At 73.6% G+C, this 16,828-nt stretch carries 16 protein-coding genes; 10 read left to right on the top strand and 6 right to left on the bottom strand.

The genetic code is table 11. The annotated features are described in order from the left end of the window. Positions 1–224 precede the first annotated feature (224 nt). The 5 genes from ABD345_RS20700 (at position 225) to ABD345_RS20680 (ending at position 5,994) form a co-directional block, all read left to right on the top strand. Positions 225–1,625 (top strand): cystathionine beta-synthase, encoded by a 1,401-nt coding sequence (locus ABD345_RS20700; protein WP_344553886.1) that lies wholly within the window; start codon positions 225–227, stop codon positions 1,623–1,625. A 464-nt stretch (positions 1,626–2,089) separates the two neighbouring features. After that, positions 2,090–2,416, top strand: coding sequence for a hypothetical protein (locus tag ABD345_RS20695; RefSeq protein WP_033218097.1), 327 nt, complete (start codon positions 2,090–2,092; stop codon positions 2,414–2,416). A 140-nt stretch (positions 2,417–2,556) separates the two neighbouring features. Further along, the gene (locus tag ABD345_RS20690) at positions 2,557–3,846 is read left to right on the top strand and encodes a L,D-transpeptidase (RefSeq protein WP_344553884.1); all 1,290 of its coding nucleotides are present in this window, start codon (positions 2,557–2,559) and stop codon (positions 3,844–3,846) included. A 455-nt stretch (positions 3,847–4,301) separates the two neighbouring features. Then, positions 4,302–5,342, top strand: a complete 1,041-nt coding sequence (locus tag ABD345_RS20685; RefSeq protein WP_344553883.1) for a hypothetical protein — start codon at positions 4,302–4,304, stop codon at positions 5,340–5,342. Between the two features lie 157 nt (positions 5,343–5,499). Then, entirely contained in the window at positions 5,500–5,994 is a 495-nt protein-coding gene (locus tag ABD345_RS20680) for a DUF1203 domain-containing protein (protein WP_344553882.1), read from the top strand. Positions 5,995–6,013: 19 nt separating this feature from the next. On the opposite strand, the gene ABD345_RS20675 is transcribed toward ABD345_RS20680, so the two are convergent. The 3 genes from ABD345_RS20675 to ABD345_RS20665 all read right to left on the bottom strand — a co-directional run bounded on the left by ABD345_RS20675 (position 6,014) and on the right by ABD345_RS20665 (position 9,361). Next, a complete protein-coding gene (locus ABD345_RS20675) occupies positions 6,014–6,382 on the bottom strand; it encodes a cupin domain-containing protein (RefSeq protein ID WP_344553881.1) in 369 nt (122 codons plus the stop codon). Between the two features lie 113 nt (positions 6,383–6,495). Then, complete coding sequence (locus ABD345_RS20670; RefSeq protein ID WP_344553880.1) at positions 6,496–7,668, bottom strand: hypothetical protein; 1,173 nt, start codon at positions 7,666–7,668, stop codon at positions 6,496–6,498. Positions 7,669–7,699: 31 nt separating this feature from the next. Next, positions 7,700–9,361 carry a peptidase gene (locus ABD345_RS20665; protein ID WP_344553879.1) on the bottom strand — a complete coding sequence of 554 codons (1,662 nt, stop codon included), beginning with the start codon at positions 9,359–9,361 and terminating at the stop codon, positions 7,700–7,702. A gap of 165 nt (positions 9,362–9,526) precedes the next feature. On the opposite strand from ABD345_RS20665, the gene ABD345_RS20660 reads away from it, so the two are divergent. Continuing rightward, the gene (locus ABD345_RS20660) at positions 9,527–10,681 is read left to right on the top strand and encodes a cystathionine gamma-synthase (RefSeq protein ID WP_344553878.1); all 1,155 of its coding nucleotides are present in this window, start codon (positions 9,527–9,529) and stop codon (positions 10,679–10,681) included. A gap of 24 nt (positions 10,682–10,705) precedes the next feature. Here ABD345_RS20660 and ABD345_RS20655 read toward each other — a convergent pair whose 3' ends face one another. Beyond that, positions 10,706–11,155, bottom strand: coding sequence for a MarR family winged helix-turn-helix transcriptional regulator (locus ABD345_RS20655; protein ID WP_344553877.1), 450 nt, complete (start codon positions 11,153–11,155; stop codon positions 10,706–10,708). A 91-nt stretch (positions 11,156–11,246) separates the two neighbouring features. On the opposite strand from ABD345_RS20655, the gene ilvA reads away from it, so the two are divergent. From ilvA to ABD345_RS20640, 3 genes are all read left to right on the top strand, one after another. Beyond that, positions 11,247–12,458 carry a threonine ammonia-lyase gene (gene ilvA / locus ABD345_RS20650; protein ID WP_344553876.1) on the top strand — a complete coding sequence of 404 codons (1,212 nt, stop codon included), beginning with the start codon at positions 11,247–11,249 and terminating at the stop codon, positions 12,456–12,458. A 209-nt stretch (positions 12,459–12,667) separates the two neighbouring features. Then, positions 12,668–13,681 (top strand): ATP-binding cassette domain-containing protein, encoded by a 1,014-nt coding sequence (locus tag ABD345_RS20645; RefSeq protein WP_344553875.1) that lies wholly within the window; start codon positions 12,668–12,670, stop codon positions 13,679–13,681. A gap of 1 nt (position 13,682) precedes the next feature. Continuing rightward, positions 13,683–14,543, top strand: coding sequence for an ABC transporter permease (locus ABD345_RS20640; protein ID WP_344553873.1), 861 nt, complete (start codon positions 13,683–13,685; stop codon positions 14,541–14,543). 94 nt (positions 14,544–14,637) lie between these two features. Here ABD345_RS20640 and greA read toward each other — a convergent pair whose 3' ends face one another. Together greA and ABD345_RS20630 are read right to left on the bottom strand one after the other, a co-directional pair. Then, the gene (greA, locus tag ABD345_RS20635; protein ID WP_344553872.1) at positions 14,638–15,135 is read right to left on the bottom strand and encodes a transcription elongation factor GreA; all 498 of its coding nucleotides are present in this window, start codon (positions 15,133–15,135) and stop codon (positions 14,638–14,640) included. Positions 15,136–15,364: 229 nt separating this feature from the next. After that, the gene (locus tag ABD345_RS20630) at positions 15,365–15,802 is read right to left on the bottom strand and encodes a DUF4307 domain-containing protein (protein WP_344553871.1); all 438 of its coding nucleotides are present in this window, start codon (positions 15,800–15,802) and stop codon (positions 15,365–15,367) included. Between the two features lie 156 nt (positions 15,803–15,958). Between ABD345_RS20630 and mca the strand changes: the two genes are divergently transcribed. Next, entirely contained in the window at positions 15,959–16,828 is an 870-nt protein-coding gene (mca, locus tag ABD345_RS20625; protein WP_344553869.1) for a mycothiol conjugate amidase Mca, read from the top strand.

The raw sequence follows: 16,828 nt of genomic DNA, 5'->3' as shown, positions 1-16,828 counted from the left end.
GGGGAGGCGGAGGGGGGGTAGGCGCCTGTGGTGGGCTGGGGAGGGGGAGTGGGTGGGGCGGCCACTGCGGCGTACTGGCGCGCCGGGGTGGAATCACTCGGGCGTCTGCGGTGGGGTCGGGCGGGGTGGGGGCGCGTGGGTGTGATGGGGGTCGGGGGGTGCGGGGTGGGCCCTAGGCTGGGGGTTTCGGAAGAACAGTGATGCCATCGACCGGGAGGACCCCCGTGCGGTACCACAATTCGATCATCGAGCTGGTCGGCGACACCCCGTTGGTGAGGCTCAACAAGGTCGCCGAGGGGATCAGCGCCACCGTGCTGGCGAAGGTCGAGTACTTCAATCCGGGCGGTTCGGTGAAGGACCGGATCGCGATGCGGATGATCGAGGCGGCGGAGGCTTCCGGCGCGCTCAAGCCCGGCGGCACCATCGTCGAGCCCACCAGCGGGAACACCGGGGTGGGGCTGGCGATCGTGGCCCAGCAGAAGGGCTACCGGTGCATCTTCGTCTGCCCGGACAAGGTGTCCACCGACAAGATCAACACCCTGCGGGCGTACGGCGCGGAGGTCGTGGTCTGTCCGACCGCGGTCGCGCCCGAGCATCCGGACTCGTACTACAACGTCTCGGACCGGCTGGTCCGGGAGACCCCGAACGCGTGGAAGCCGGACCAGTACTCCAACCCGGAGAACCCGGCCTCGCACTACCACTCCACCGGCCCGGAGCTGTGGGAGCAGACCGAGGGGCGGATCACCCACTTCGTGGCGGGCGTCGGCACCGGCGGGACGATCTCCGGCACCGGCAACTACCTGAAGGAGGTCTCCGGCGGGAAGGTGCAGGTGGTCGGGGCGGACCCGGAGGGCTCGGTGTACTCGGGCGGGACCGGCCGGCCGTACCTGGTGGAGGGCGTCGGCGAGGACTTCTGGCCGACCGCGTACGACCGCGGCGTCGCGGACCGGATCGTCGCGGTCTCCGACAAGGACTCGTTCCAGATGACCCGCCGCCTCGCCAAGGAGGAGGGCCTGCTGGTGGGCGGCTCCTGCGGGATGGCCGTGGTGGCGGCGCTGGAGGTGGCCCGCGAGCTGGGGCCGGACGACGTGGTGGTGGTGCTGCTGCCGGACGGCGGCCGCGGCTACCTGTCGAAGATCTTCAACGACGACTGGATGGCCGACTACGGCTTCCTGCCGACGGCCACCGACGAGGCGCACATCGGCGAGGTGCTGGCCCGCAAGGACGCGATCGAGCACGAGGGCATCCCGCAGTTCGTGCACATGCACCCGGGCGAGACGGTCGCCGAGGCGGTCCGGGTGCTGCGGGACTTCGGCGTCTCGCAGATGCCGGTGGTCTCCGCGGGCGCCGGGCACCCGGACATCATGGCCGGCGAGGTGGTCGGCTCGGTGGTCGAGCGCGAGCTGCTGGAGGGCCTGTTCAGCGGGCGGATCCAGCTGACCGACACCCTCGACGGAGTGATGTCGAAGCCGCTGCCGGTGGTCGGCTCCGGCGAGTCGGTGACCAACCTGATGGCGGTGCTGGAGAAGGCCGACGCGGTGGTGGTGCTGGTCGAGGGCAAGCCGCAGGGCATCGTGACCCGGCAGGACCTGCTGGCCTTCCTGACCGCCCGGGCCGGGCACTGACCCCGCGTCAGGGGGCCGGACGCCCGCCGTCCGGGTGAAGGCGCGGGGTCGGGAACAGTTGGTACCCGGAAGTCACAACCGCGCATCACCCGGTTAACACGGGCAGGGCATCTTTAAAGCACGGCAAGAAGCCGCAAGCGGTGACGAAGGAGGAAGGGAGCGGCTCCCCGGCCTCCGGGGTCACCGAGGACACAACCGGCCGGTCCTGACCCGGCCCACCGTGTCCGCCCGTGGGAGACGCCGTCGTCCCGCCCCTGTCCTGCAGGGTGCGGCGGCTCCCGCGGCAGAGATCGCGCCGCGAGGCGCGGCTCCGCGAGCTCCCGGGTGGGGGAGTCCGAGCGGAGGAGGCAGGGCCGGTCCGGGTTCGCCCGGGCCGGCCCTCCCTCGTGCCCGGACGTCGCGGGCGGCGCGTTCCGGTGGGGGTGATACGCCGGAAGGGTGGGCCAGGCCCTAGGCTCGCCGGTATGACCAGCACCGACCTGCCCGAGCAGGACGCACCGCGCTACGTTCGCCTCACCATCGAGCTGATCGCCGAGATCACCGACGAGGGCGCCCTCAAGGCCGCCGCGCTCACCCAGGTCGCCGACGACGAGTACCTGGAGGACGACGAGCGGGCCCAGGCCGTCGAGGCGATCGAGGTGGACCCGACCGGTTCGCTCGCCCACTTCGTTGACCCGGTCGCCCTGCTCGGCGACATCCCCGGCGTCGAGCTCGCCTCCGCGACCTGGGAGTCCGCCAGCACCGACTACGACCCCGACGACGAGAGCTGGGACGAGTACGAGGTCCAGTAAGCACCCTCGTTCCGCCCCCGTTCCACCCCGTGCGAGAGCCCGGTCCGGTACCCCCGGACCGGGCTTTTGTCCGTTCTGCGGCCTGCTTGGGTACTCTCGTACGATCTGCACATAAATGAGTGATCTTGGGACCGAGGAGCGTGGACGTGACCGCAGCGGACAAGCAGGACCGGCCGCGCGGCGGCAGCTGGAGCCGGCGCGGGGTGCTCTCCGGGCTGCTGGGCGCTCCCGTGCTGCTGGTCGCGGCCTGTTCGGGCGGCGGGGGCAAGTCCGGCGGCTCCGGGGCCTCCGGTGCCGCCGGCTCGGCCCCGGCGGAGGGCGGGGCGTCGAGCAGCGCGTCCACCAGTCCCAAGGCGTCCGTCGCGCAGATCACCGTCAAGCCCGCCGACGGCACCACCGCCGCGCCGTTCACCGAGCCGGTCACCGTCACCGTGCTGAACGGCACCCTGACCTCGGTGACCGTCACGGACGGCACCGGGAAGGCGATAGCGGGGCGGCTCGCGGCGGACAAGGCGAGCTGGACCTCCACCGCCAAGCTCTCCAGCGGCAGCCGGTACACCGTCGCGGCCTCCGCCGTGGACGGCGACCAGCGCCCGGCCGACGCCAACGCGAGCTTCTCCACCGCCTCCCCGGCCAACACCTTCGTCGGCTACTTCACCCCCGAGGACGGCACCACCGTCGGCGTCGGCATGCCGGTGTCGATCAACTTCAACAAGGCGATCACCGACCGGAAGGCCGTCCAGCAGGCGATCACCGTGGTCGCCGACCCGCCGGTGGAGATCGTCGGCCACTGGTTCGACTCCACCCGGCTCGACTTCCGCCCGCAGGACTACTGGGCGAAGGGCACCAGGGTCACCCTGAAGCTGCGGCTCAAGGACGTGGCCGGGGCCAAGGGCGTGTACGGGACGCAGTCCAAGGACGTCACCTTCACCGTCGGCCGCAGCCAGGTCTCCACCGCCGACCTGACGGCCGACACCCTCACCGTCCGCACCGACGGCCAGGTCACCGCCACCTACCCGGTGATCGGCGGCGCCCCCGAACACCGCACCTGGGGCGGCAAGCTGGTGATCTCGGAGAAGTACCAGCAGACCCGGATGAACTCCAGCACGGTGGGCCTGGGCAGCGAGTACGACATCCCGGACGTGCCGCACGCCCAGCGGCTCACCACCTCGGGCACCTTCATCCACGGCAACTACTGGTCGCCCGCCTCGCAGTTCGGCAGCGCCAACACCAGCCACGGCTGCATCGCGCTGCAGGACGTCCAGGGCGGCAACGACCCGAGCACCGACGCGGCGAAGTTCTACGCGAGCTCGATGGTCGGCGACGTGGTCGAGGTGGTCAACTCCGGCGACCGGACGGTGAGCCCCGCCAACGGCCTGAACGGCTGGAACATGACCTGGGCGGACTGGGTCGCGGGCAGCGCGGTCTGAGGGCTCCGGCCGGCCGGGTCACGGTTGGCACACGGAGCTGGGGGGATCATGAGAACGTCCTATACGAATGGTAAAAATATTCGCGTGCGGGGGGACGCGTCATCGTGCTGAGCTTGCCTCCGCGGCAGGGCCGACCGGGCCCGAACCGTCTCCAGTAGCAGGAGCAAGCCATCAACACCGACACCCGCCGCCGCACCGTCCGCGCCGGCATAGCCGTCACCACCGGAGCCGCCCTCCTCGGTGGCGGCCTCGTCGCCTGCAGCACCGTCGAGCAGATCAACACCGGTGAGAAGCTGAGCAGTTCGTTCGAGAAGCTCGGCGACGCCCGGACGCTCTCCTTCGACCTCTCCTTCGACGCCGCCGCCGACCAGCTGGTCGCGTTCGGCGAGGCGACCGACTCGCCGATCGAGCGGCAGGAAGCCGACCTGCTCGCCGACCTGAAGCTCTCCGTCTCGGTGAGCTACGACAAGCCGCTCAAGGAGACCGAGCTCTTCAAGGGCGGCTGCTCCGGTGCCGCCGCCACCACCGGCGCCGACACCGAGGGCCTCTCGATCGCCTACGCGCTGAACGGCAAGAAGGACGGCAAGACCTACCTCGACGTCCGGCTCGTCGACGACACGGCGTACGTCAAGGCGGACGTCCGCGGCATCGCCGAACTCGCCGGCGAGGACGCCTCCGAGCTCGACCGGAACCTCGACGGACTGCCGCCCGAGGCCGCCCCGCTCAAGGACCTGATCGACGGCAAGTGGGTCTCGGCGGACGCCGACGCGTTCAAGCAGATCGCCGAGGGCATGCCGGGCGCCGGGGCGGAGCACGACGGCGGCGCCGACCCGGGCGCCGCGCCCGGCGTCGACCCGTCCGTGCTCCAGCACTTCTGCGACTCGGTGAAGAGCGCGCTCTCCAAGAACGTCTCGGTGACGGACCTCGGCAAGTCCGGCGACGCCGACGTGATCCGGGTGTCCGCGCCCGCGCGCGGCCTGCTCGACAGCGTCTACGGGTCGCTCACCGACGCCGCCAAGGAGATCCCCGGCGCCCCCGCGTTCCCGTCCAAGAAGAAGTTCGACGGCTTCAGCGAGGTGCCGGACCGCAGGCTCGCCGCCGACGTGCGGATCGTGAACGGCCGGGTCTCGGCGATCACCCTCGACCTCGCCCAGTTCGGGGACAAGACCGACTGGTCGACGCACCTGCCGCTCCGGCTCGGCATCTCCGCCGCGGACACCCCGATCGAGGCCCCGTCCGGCGCCACCGCGTTCGACGTCGGCAAGTTCAAGGAGCTGCTGACCTCGATGGAGGACGGCGGATCCTACGGGGAGGACGACTTCGGCACCGACACCGACACCGACACCGACTACGACTACACCGCCGGCGCCCCGCTCACCGCCTCCGAGTACGCCCAACTGGAGGCGCTCGGCATCGACCGGGACACCGCCGAGGCGCTGAACCACGCCGGCTTCGGGTTCGACGACATCAAGGAGATGGCCCCCGAGCTGACCTGACGCACCGTCAGGATTGGAGCGGGCAGCGCCCGGCCCGTCGCGGCAGCACGCCGCGGCGGGCCGGGCCGCGTCCCGGCCCGCCGGCTCCCGGCCCGCCGAGCAGCGCGACGTCCGGAAGCCGCCGGACCGGGCGGCCGCCGGAGCACAGGCTGGAGGCATGCACACCACCGACACCACCACCGCCCTGGACGTCCGGGCCGTGCCCGCCCCGGTGCTCGCCGAACTGCGCCGCGCCGACGACGCCGGACGGGCCCGCGCGGCCACCGACGCCGGGCCCGGCGGCCACCCGCTGCGCTGCTGCCTGACCAGGGCCAGGCCCGGCGACCGGGTCGTCCTGCTGTCGTACGCGCCGCTGCTGCGCTGGGCCGCCGAGACCGGCTGCGACCCCGGCCCCTACCTGGAGACCGGACCGGTGTTCGTGCACGCCGAGCCGTGCGCGGGCCACCCCGGCGGCTGGCCGGAGGGCTTCCACGGCGGCCCGCGGGTGCTGCGGGCCTACTCGGCGGACGGCCTGATCCTCGGCGGCCGGGTCGGCGCACCGGCCGAACTCCCGGGGATCGCGGCCGAGTTGCTGGCCGACCCGGCCACCGCCGTGCTGCACGTGCGGGCGGTCGAGTTCGGCTGCTTCATGCACGAGGTCCGCAGGGCGTAGGGCCGCTCCGGCCGCCGCGTCAGGCGGCGGGCTTCGCGTAGTCGGCGTAGCCCTGCCAGTCGAGCATCACGCAGGGCACGTCACCGAGCACCCAGGCGTCGTGGCCGGGCGGGCAGAGCATGAAGTCGCCCGCGCCGAACTCCGCCGCCTCGCCGTCGTCCATCTCCACCCGCAGCCGGCCGGAGATCACGTACCCGGCGTGCGAGGACCGGCAGCTGTCCGTGCCGGCGATCGGCTTCACGTGCTCCGACCAGCGCCAGCCCGGCTCGAACACCGCCCGGCCGACGCCGCCGGCCGCCAGGTTCACCAGCGCCAGCTGCCCCTTGCCGCCCTCGAACGGGCGGACCTCCTCCGGTTCGTCCAGACTCATCCGCACCAACCCGGCCATCACCGTTCACCTCCGGCCGAGAACGACCCGCGCCCCGCCACCGGGCTCGGCGACGGGGCGCGGCTGACCCCTCCATCCTCGGCACCGGGCCGGGCGGGCGCGACGCGGGACGGTCACCCGGCGGTCGGGGCCCCCTGCGCCCGGGCCCGCTCCTCGGCCTCCCGGAGCTCCAGCAGCTCCAGCACGGCGCCCGCGCGGTGTCCGACGAAGGTGCCGACCGGGTCGTCGAAGTACGAGGCCCACGGGTCGGGCACGGCCGTCCCCAGCGCCCGGAACTGCTCGACCGCCTCGACGGGCCGGTCGGCCCGGTGGTCCATGTACGCCAGCCAGCCCCGCACGTACGTCAGGTGCCGGTCCGCCGGGTCGGCGGCCGCCAGGTCGGCGCGCACCGCGTCGGCCGCGGCCCGCACCTCGGGAGCGCCGTAGGCGTACTCCCGGTCGTAGCCGAACTGCTCCCAGTACCCCTCCAGCTTGAGCACGGTCAGCAGGCTGCCGGGCGGGGCGGCGGCGATCGCGGCGTCCGCGAAGGCGTGCATGTGGGCGTGGTCGCCGCCGCCGCCGCGCCACTTGGCGCACCAGTACTGCAGCGCGTCGAGGTGGGCCGGCCACAGGAGCGGGGCGCGGTCGGTGATCTCCACCCACAGCTCGCGGAAGCGCTCGCGCGGCCAGCTCAGGCCCCGCGCGATCGGGAGTTGCACCGAGAACGGCAGCGGGTCCGCCGGGTCGGCCAGCGCGACGGCCTCCGCGGCCGCCTCGACGGCGTCGCCGAGGATCTTGTGGAACACGTCGAACTGCTCGCGGCTGACCTCGCCGGCGCGCTTCGAGGTGCGCACCTTCCAGGCCACCCCGATCAGCGCGCGCACGCCGGTCACCGCGGCGTCCGCGTCCCCTGGACGCTCGGCGCGCCACGCCTTCAGCCAGGCGTCCTCCTCGACGGCGCTCTCGGCGAACCGCTCGACCAGGCCCCAGCGGCGGTCGTGGTCACCGGCCGCGGCGGCGAACAGCTCCGCCGCCGGACGCCAGTCGCCCGCGGCGGCCGCCGCCAGCGCGGCGTCCACCTCGGGGCCGGTCAACACGCCCTTGTCGACGACCAGTTCGGCCCGGCGGACCAGCCCGTGCTCGGACGGGACGATGGTCGGCCGGGTGGCCTCCTCGATCCGGGCGACGTTCGCCCGGGCCGCCTCGGTGGCGGTCTTCAGTGCGGCGGTGCGCCGTTCCATCAGCCAGGTGGCCAGTTTGAAGCCGATCAGCAGGACCAGCGGGATGATGACGATCAGTCGGGCCATCGGGGACGGTTCTCCAAGGGGTGACGGCGGATCAGGCCGGGGTGGCGGCGGAGGCCGCGGCCTCCGCCAGCAGGGCGCGCAGCGGCGCGCTGTCGGGGGTGTCGGCCACCGCGGCGTCCAGCGCGCCGGGCAGCCGCTCGGCGGTGCCCCCGGGCAGCACCAGGAAGGCCGGGCCGCTCCAGGACGCCTCCCAGCGGGCCGCGCCCCGCGCGTACAGCGCGAGCATGGTGAGCGAGCGCAGCGCCTCGCGCAGCAGCGGGCGGCGGAACTCCCGGGCGGCCCGGCCGGTCGCGGCGGCGGCCCGCTCGCTCCGCGGCAGCAGCCGGGCGATCTCCTCGCCCCGGCCGGCGTCCAGCACGTCCAGCAGGGCCTCGACGGTGCCGGGGCGCCCGGTGCCGGTCAGCGCCCGCAGGACGGGCTGCGCCTTCCCCCGCTCCCGGGCGCGCAGGGTGCCGTCGACCAGTTCGGGCCAGTCGACCCGGCGGGCGCCGCCGGGCGCCGGGACGGCCGCCTCCAGGTCGGTGAACTGCCGCTCGGCGTCGGCCAGCAGGGCCGCGGCCGGGCCGGGCGGGGGCGGGTCGAGCCGGGCGGGGGCGTCGGGCCGGGCCAGCAGCGCGGCGAGCCGCCGGTGCAGCGACGGAGGGGCGCCCGGGCCCTCGTCCTCGTCCTCGTCCTCGTCGGTGCGGCGGGGCAGGCGCCGGACCGCTTCGTCCAGTTCGGCGGCCCGGCGCGGGGCGGCCAGCAGGTGCGCGAAGCCGCCGACGACCTGGCCGGGCAGCGGCAGCAGGTCGGCCTCCAGGCCCATGCCCACGTACTGCTCCAGGTAGTGGGCGTGCAGCGGGGCCAGCGCGTCGGCGCGGCCCAGCGCGGCCACCGCGGTGTCCCGGCCGGCCAGTTCGGCGGCCAGCCGGTCGGCCGCGTACTCCTGCCGCTCGCGCACCCGCGCGGACACCCGGCCGTACAGCCGGGCGTAGGCCCCGAACAGCCGGGCCAGCACGCCCTCGACGCCGCCGCGGCCCGGGTCCTCGGCCCGGGCGGGGCGGCCGGAGGCGACCCGGTAGGCGTTCTCCTCGGCGATCTCCCCGGCCTCGGCCGCGCGGTGCCGGTCGGCGCGCAGGTGCAGGGCGGCGACCACCTGACCCACCGCGTCGTGGCCGGAGAGCACGACCGGGCCCAGCCGCACGCCGTTGCCGGCGAACCGGCCCAACTCGCGGGCCAGCAGCGCGTCCAGCTCCGCCGCGGACAGGCCCAGCAGCAGCGGCGCGCCCAGCAGCAGCGTCCGGCGCCCCGGCAGCAGGCCGAGCAGCGCGGTGCGCTCCACCACCGCGAGCCGGGGCTCCGGCACCAGCCGCAGCTCGGCCGGGCCGCGCACCCCGGCGGCGGCCGCCACCGCGTCCACCCGGGCCCACAGCGCGGGCTGCGCCTCCCGGGACAGCGCCGGACCGGCCGCCGCGGCCGGGCGCGGGCGGCGGGCCAGCAGCACCACCCGCAGCACCGGGTAGCCGACCACCGCGCTCAGCAGCCACAGCTTCACCATCCAGGGGTGGAACCGGTCGGAGCCCAGCACCAGCGCGGCGTTCACCCCGGCCAGGCCCAGCAGGACGGCCGCCGCCAGCAGGGGCAACCCGGCCAGCAGCGCGACGGCGGGCAGGGCCCGGACCGGGGCGTCCGGCCCGGTGCGCTCGGTCGACATCCCACGCCCCCAGCAGCTTCGATCACGTGTACGGCCGGGCGATCGTAGCGGTACGACCCGTGACCCTGCGAGGGCTTTGCGGGGGCCTTGCGGTGACGTTGCGGCAACCTGACACCCCGTCGCGGCACACCCCCGCGAACACCCGGTCGCACTAGGCTCGGTGGCATGACCGAGCACCAGCTTTCCCACGGCTTCGAGACCCTCGCCATCCACGCGGGCCAGGAAGCGGACCCCCGGACCGGGGCAGTCGTGACGCCGATCTACCAGGTGTCCACCTACAAGCAGGACGGCGTCGGCGGACTGCGCGAGGGCTACGAGTACAGCCGCTCCGCGAACCCGACCCGCACCGCGCTGGAGGAGTGCCTGGCCGCGATCGAGGGCGGCGCGCGCGGCCTCGCCTTCGCCTCCGGGCTGGCCGCCGAGGACACCCTGCTGCGCACCCTGCTCAAGCCCGGCGACCACATCGTCATCCCGAACGACGCGTACGGCGGCACCTTCCGGCTGTTCGCCAAGGTGCTGACCCGCTGGGGCGTCGAGTTCTCCGTCGCCGACACCCACCACCCCGAGAAGGTGCGCGAGGCGATCCGGCCGACCACCCGCGCGGTGTGGGTGGAGACCCCGTCCAACCCGCTGCTCGGCATCACCGACCTGGCCGCGGTCGCCGAGATCGCGCACGCCGCCGGGGCGAAGCTGGTGGTCGACAACACCTTCGCCAGCCCCTACCTGCAGCAGCCGATCGCGTTCGGCGCGGACGTCGTGGTGCACTCCACCACCAAGTACATGGGCGGGCACTCCGACGTGGTCGGCGGCGCCCTGGTGGTGGCCGACGCCGGCCTGGCCGAGGAGGTCGCCTACCACCAGAACGCGATGGGCGCGGTGGCCGGGCCGTTCGACGCCTGGCTGGTGCTGCGCGGCATCAAGACGCTCGGCGTCCGGATGGACCGGCACTCGGCCAACGCCGAGCAGGTCGCCGACCTGCTGGCCGGCCACCCGAAGGTGACCCGGGTGCTCTACCCCGGGCTGCCCACCCACGCCGGGCACGACGTCGCCGCCAAGCAGATGAAGGCGTTCGGCGGCATGGTGTCGTTCCGGGTCGCGGGCGGCGAGCAGGCCGCCGTCGAGGTCTGCAACCGGGCGCAGCTCTTCACCCTGGGCGAGTCGCTGGGCGGCGTCGAGTCGCTGATCGAGCACCCCGGGCGGATGACCCACGCCTCCGCGGCCGGCTCCCCGCTGGAGGTGCCCGCCGACCTGGTGCGGATCTCGGTCGGCATCGAGTCCGCCGCCGACCTGCTGGCCGACCTGGAGCAGGCGCTCGGCTGACCGGCGCTCAGGCCGGACGACGGTTCAACGGCGGTCCAGCAGGCCGTCGTTGAACCGGGCCAGCAGCGCGCAGAACACCGCCCGCTCCCCGGGCGTCCAGCCCGCGGTCAGCTCGGCGATCAACTCCCGCCGCCGCTCCCGCACCTCGGCCAGCCGCCCGGCCCCCAGCGGCGTCAGCGCCAGCCGCACCGCCCGCCGGTCCGCCGGGTACGGCAGCCGCGCCACCAGCCGCTCCCGCAGCAGCGGCGCGGCCTGCCGGGTCACCGTCGAGGAGTCCACCCCGAGCCCCGCCGCCAGCGTCTTCACATTGGCGGGGCCGGTCGCGGCGAGCTGCTCCAGCAGCAGGAACGCGGCCCGGTCCAGCTCGCCGGCGACACTGATCCGCCGCGCGAACACCGCGACCTGGTAGGGGAGTTGACCGTCCGGATCGGGGCGGTCGGGATCGGGGGAGGGGTCGGGCACAGGCAGGCTCATCGCGGCTCACGGGTGGTGTGGGCGACTCGTGACCAGCAGCGTACGCGCGCCGGGCGAACACCGGAACAGTGCGCGTCCTACGCTGGCCCCCATGCACAGGTGGCCGATCACGGTGGACGACGTCCGGGGCGCGCAGAAGATGCTGGCCGGGGTGGCCCGGGTCACCCCCATGCAGACCAGCCGCCACCTCTCCGGGGTGGCCGGCACCCCCGTCCACCTCAAGTGCGAGAACCTGCAGCGCACCGGCTCGTTCAAGCTGCGCGGCGCGTACGTGCGGATCGCCGGGCTGTCCCCGGTCGAGCGGGCCGCCGGGGTGGTCGCCGCCAGCGCCGGCAACCACGCCCAGGGCGTGGCGCTGGCCGCCGCCCTGCTGGGGGTGCGCTCCACCGTCTTCATGCCGCTCGCCGCGCCGCTGCCGAAGGTCGCCGCCACCCGCGAGTACGGCGCCGAGGTCCGGCTGCACGGCGCCAACGTCGACCAGGCGCTGCAGGCGGCCCGCGAGTACGCCGAGGCGACCGGCGCGGTGTTCATCCACCCCTTCGACCACTGGGACGTGATCACCGGTCAGGCCACCGTCGGCCTGGAGGTGCTGGAGCAGTGCCCCGAGGTGCGCACCGTGCTGGTCGGCACCGGCGGCGGCGGACTGCTGGCGGGCGTGGCGATCGCGGTCAAGGCGCTGCGCCCGGACGTCCGGGTGGTCGGGGTGCAGGCCGCGGCGGCGGCCGCGTACCCGCTGTCGCTGGCGGCGGGCCGGCCGGTCTCGCTGGAGCGGTACGCCACCATGGCGGACGGCATCATGGTCGGCCGCCCCGGCGACATCCCGTTCGAGGTGGTGAACTCCCTCGCGGACGGGGTGGTGACGGTCACCGAGGACGCGCTCTCCCGCTCGCTGCTGGTCGGCCTGGAGCGGCTGAAGCTGGTGGTCGAGCCCGCCGGGGCGGCGCCGATCGCCGCGCTGCTCTCGGAGCCGGGACGGTTCGAGGGGCCGGTGGTGGCGGTGCTCTCCGGCGGCAACATCGACCCGCAGCTGATGCAGCGGGTGCTGCGGCACGGCCTGGCCGCGGCCGGCCGCTACCTGTCGCTGCGGGTGCGGCTGTTCGACCGGCCGGGCTCGCTCGGCGAGCTGCTGGGCGTGCTGGGCCGGGCGGACGCCAACGTGCTGGACGTCGCGCACGTGCGGATCGACCCGCAGCTGGGCCTGACCGAGGTCGAGGTGGACCTGCACCTGGAGACCAAGGGCCCGGAGCACTGCGCGGTGGTGATCGGGGAGCTGCGCGAGGCCGGGTACGTGGTCAGCCGCTGAGGCCGCTGCGCCCGCCGGGGCCGTTGGGGCCGCAGGTTGTCAGTGGTGGCTGCCAGGCTGTGACCGGGCTCACCTGCGGAGCTTGACGCGATATATCGCGAGTGACAGCATCTTGCGATGTATCGCGAGCTTCGCCGCAGGCGGGCTCGGGTAACAAATCGGATGATCCCCCCGCAAAACCGACTCGCATCAGGAGATGAGGCAGGCCCATGGCGGCAGCCATCGAAGCCGAGAACCTGGTCAAGACCTTCGGTGACGTCCGCGCCCTGGACGGCGTGAGCCTGGACGTGCCCGAGGGCACCGTGCTCGGGCTGCTCGGCCCCAACGGCGCGGGCAAGACCACCACCGTCCGCGTCCTGACCACCCTGCTCCAACCGGACTCCGGACGGGCCACCGTGGCCGGGGTCGACGTCCTCAAGCACCCCAACAAGGTGCGCAGCCTGATCGGCCTGTCCGGTCAGTACGCCGCCGTCGACGAGTACCTCACCGGCCGCGAGAACCTCCAGATGGTCGGCGAGCTCTACCAGATGAGCGCCCGCGACGCGAAGAAGCGGGCGCTGGAGCTGCTGGAGTGGTTCAACCTCTCCGAGGCGATGGACCGCACCGCCAAGACCTACTCCGGCGGCATGCGCCGCCGCCTCGACCTGGCCGCCGCGCTGGTCGTCCGGCCCCCGGTGATGTTCCTCGACGAACCCACCACCGGCCTCGACCCGCGCAACCGGCTCGCCCTGTGGGAGGTCATCGAGACCCTGGTCGAGCAGGGCACCACCCTGCTGCTCACCACCCAGTACCTGGAGGAGGCCGACCGCCTCGCCCACGACATCGCGGTGGTCGACCACGGCAAGGTGATCGCCCGCGGCACCGCCGACGAGCTCAAGCGCCAGATCGGCGGCGAGCGGATCGAGGTGGTGGTCCGCGCCGCCGACCTGGTCCCGGAGGCGGTCGCCGCGCTCACCCCGTACGCCAAGGGCGACCCGACGGTGGAGAAGAACACCCGCCGGATCACCGTCCCGGTCAGCGGCGGCGCCCGGGTGCTCGCCGACGCCATCCGCGAACTGGACGCCCGCTCCATCGAGATCGACGACATCGGCCTGCGCCGCCCGACCCTGGACGACGTCTTCCTCTCGCTCACCGGCCACGTCACCGAGGGCGGCGCGGACGAGGACGAGGACGGCGGCGCGACCGCCGGCCAGGGCCGCCGCGGCAAGGGGAAGGACGCCTGAGATGACCCTCTCCGACACCCGGGGCGCGATCGGCGGCGCCCCCGTCACCCCCCGGCGCGGCGTCGCCGCCACCGCCCACGACTCCTGGGTGGTCGCCAAGCGCAACCTGCGCCGGATGACCCGGATCCCCGAGATCGTCGTGTTCGGCCTCATGCAGCCGGTCATGTTCGTGCTGCTGTTCTCGTACGTCATGGGCGGCGCGATCGCGATCCCCGGCGCCCAGCCCAGCCACCAGACGTACATCGAGTACCTGATGGCCGGCATCTTCGCCCAGACCGTCACCTTCGCGGTGGCCGGCGCCTCGGCCGGCATCGCGGAGGACATGACCAAGGGCCTGGTCGACCGGTTCCGCTCGCTGCCGATGTCCCGGGCCGCCGTGCTCACCGGCCGCACCCTGGCCGACCTGGTGCAGACCGCGTTCATCCTGGTGGTGCTGGCGCTGGTCGCGCTGGCGGTCGGCTGGCGGATCCACAACGGCGTGCTCGACATGCTCGCCGCGTTCGGCCTGCTGCTGCTGCTCGGCTACGCCTTCTCCTGGATCGGCGCGCTGATCGGCCTGTCGGTGCGCAGCCCCGAGGCGGCCACCTCGGCCGGCCTGATCTGGCTGTTCCCGCTGACCTTCGTCTCCAACGCCTTCGTGCCGGTCAGCTCGATGCCCGGCTGGCTGCAGCCGATCGCCTACTGGAACCCGTTCTCCGCCACCGTGCAGGCCTGCCGCAGCCTGTTCGGCAACCAGCTCGGCCCGGTGCCGGACTCCTGGCCGATGCAGCACGCCGCGCTGGTCTCGGTGGTCTGGTCGATCGTCATCATGGCGCTCTTCTCCTGGCTGGCGGTGCGCAAGTACCGCCGCGCGGCCGGCTGAGGCCCGCCCCGTGACGGGCTGAGGCCCGCCCCGCACGCGCGACGGCCGCTCCCCCCACCCGGGGGAGCGGCCGTCGTCGTGCGTCGCGCGGCGGTCAGCCGGAGAACGGCTTGGCGTCGACGATCTTCACGCGCGCCTTCTTGCCGTTCGGCTGCTCGTACTGGGCGTCCTGGCCCACCGACTTGCCGGTGATGGCCCGGCCCAGCGGCGACTGCGGGGAGTACACGTCGATGTCGCCGTCGGTGACCTCGCGGGAGGCCAGCAGGAACTCGATGGTGTCGTCCTCGTCGCCGTCGAAGGCGACCTTCACCAGCATGCCCGGGGCCACTACGCCCGAGTCCGCAGGGGCCTCGCCGACCTTCGCCCGCTCCAGCAGCTGGGACAGCTGGCGGATCCGCGCCTCGGTCTTGCCCTGCTCGTCCTTGGCCGCGTGGTAACCCGCGTTCTCCTTGAGGTCACCCTCCTCGCGCGCCGCCTCGATCTTCTTCGCGATCTCGACGCGCCAGGGCCCGGTCAGGTGGTCGAACTCGGCCTTGAGCTTGTTGTAGTGGTCCTGAGTGAGCCAGGTCACGTCATCGTTGGTCTGGGTCACAGGGTGCTCCTCGTCGGTGCTGGTGCCGCCCCGGGGGCGGTCCGGCGGCGGTGGGTCTGTTTTCTGGGCAGATGCAAAGCAACGCCCGCTCCCGAGCCGGCCGGCGCGGAAGGGGCGAAATCACGAGCCTAACAAGTTCCGGGCCCGGACGGGAGGGTCGTGGGCGGGCCGGGGCCCTCCCGCGCGTCAGCACCCTCCGAAAGGGTGAGCGAGCGGGAGCGGTGACGGGTTACTTCTTGTCGGGGGTGCAGCCGAGCAGCTCCGCGGTGGTGCCGCGGGCCGTGGTCCGCAGCGTGACCACCTCGTCGTAGCTGCCGCCCGCCGCCGGGACCCGGAAGTCCGACTGGCCGACCACCGAGCCGTCCGTCCCCTGCGAGCGGACCGTGCACACCCCGGAGGTGCCGTCGCTCTTGCGCACCGACAGCTGCAGCTGCAGCTCGGAGTCCGACACCGCCTGGAAGGTGGGCACCGTACCGTTCAGCTCGGTCTCGCGCAGCAGGTACGAGCCGCCCAGCCAGGCGATCAGCCCGAGGAACAGCACCCCGCACACCACCGCGGCCACCCGCAGCCTGCGGTCGGCCGTCCGGTCGTCGGCGCGGTTGTAGCGGCCGGCCGGCGGTGCGGCCGGGGGCGCGACCCGCGTCTCGGGCGTAGGGCTGTGGTCCATGGCGGGCTCGGTCCTTTCGCGGAGGGGGGTTCGTCCTTCGGTGGGAATGGACGGGCCCTCCAGTCCGTCACTATAGGAGGGGCACGTCCGCGCCACAGGCGGCGGGGGAGCCGGCCCGACGAACCGGACATACCTGTACCTGAAGGGGACCAGGCGTTGAGCGAGCAGTTGCGTTTGATGGCGGTGCACGCGCACCCGGACGACGAGTCCAGCAAGGGCGCCGCCACCATGGCGATGTACGTCGACCAGGGGGTGGAGGTCCTGGTCGCCACGTGCACCGGCGGGGAGCGGGGGTCGATCCTCAACCCCAAGCTCCAGGGCGACGCCTGGGTCGAGGAGAACATCCACGAGGTCCGCCGCAAGGAGATGGACGCCGCCCGGGAGATCCTCGGCGTCCAGCAGGCGTGGCTCGGCTACGTCGACTCCGGCCTCCCGGAGGGGGACCCGCTGCCCCCGCTGCCCGAGGGCTGCTTCGCCCTGGAGGAGGTCGAGGTCGCGGCGGGCGCCCTGGTCAAGCTGATCCGCGAGTTCCGCCCGCACGTGATCACCACGTACGACGAGAACGGCGGGTACCCGCACCCCGACCACATCATGACCCACAAGATCACCATGGTGGCCTTCGAGGCGGCCGGCGACCCCGAGGCGTACCCCGAGGCCGGCGAGCCCTGGCAGCCGTCCAAGCTGTACTACAACCACGGCTTCCCGATGGGCCGGATCCGCGCCCTGCACGCCTACCTCAGCGCGAACGGGCACGACTCCCCGTACGGCGAGTGGATCGAGGGCTGGGAGAAGTCCGGCCGCGCCGAGCGGGAGATCACCACCCGGGTCGAGTGCGCCGACTTCTTCGAGACCCGCGACAAGGCGCTGATCGCCCACGCCACCCAGATCGACCCGGACGGGCCCTGGTTCCGCGTCCCGCTCGACGTCCAGCGCGAGGTCTGGCCCACCGAGGACTACGAGCTCGCCAAGTCCCTGGTCGACACCGACCTGCCCGAGAACGACCTCTTCGCGGGCCTGCGCAAGTAG

It is taken from the genome of Kitasatospora saccharophila (assembly GCF_039529925.1).
In the GTDB taxonomy this organism is placed as follows: Bacteria; Actinomycetota; Actinomycetes; order Streptomycetales; family Streptomycetaceae; genus Kitasatospora; species Kitasatospora saccharophila.
Note: the sequence above shows the minus strand (reverse complement) of the source record. Positions and strands in the feature narration are given on the sequence as shown.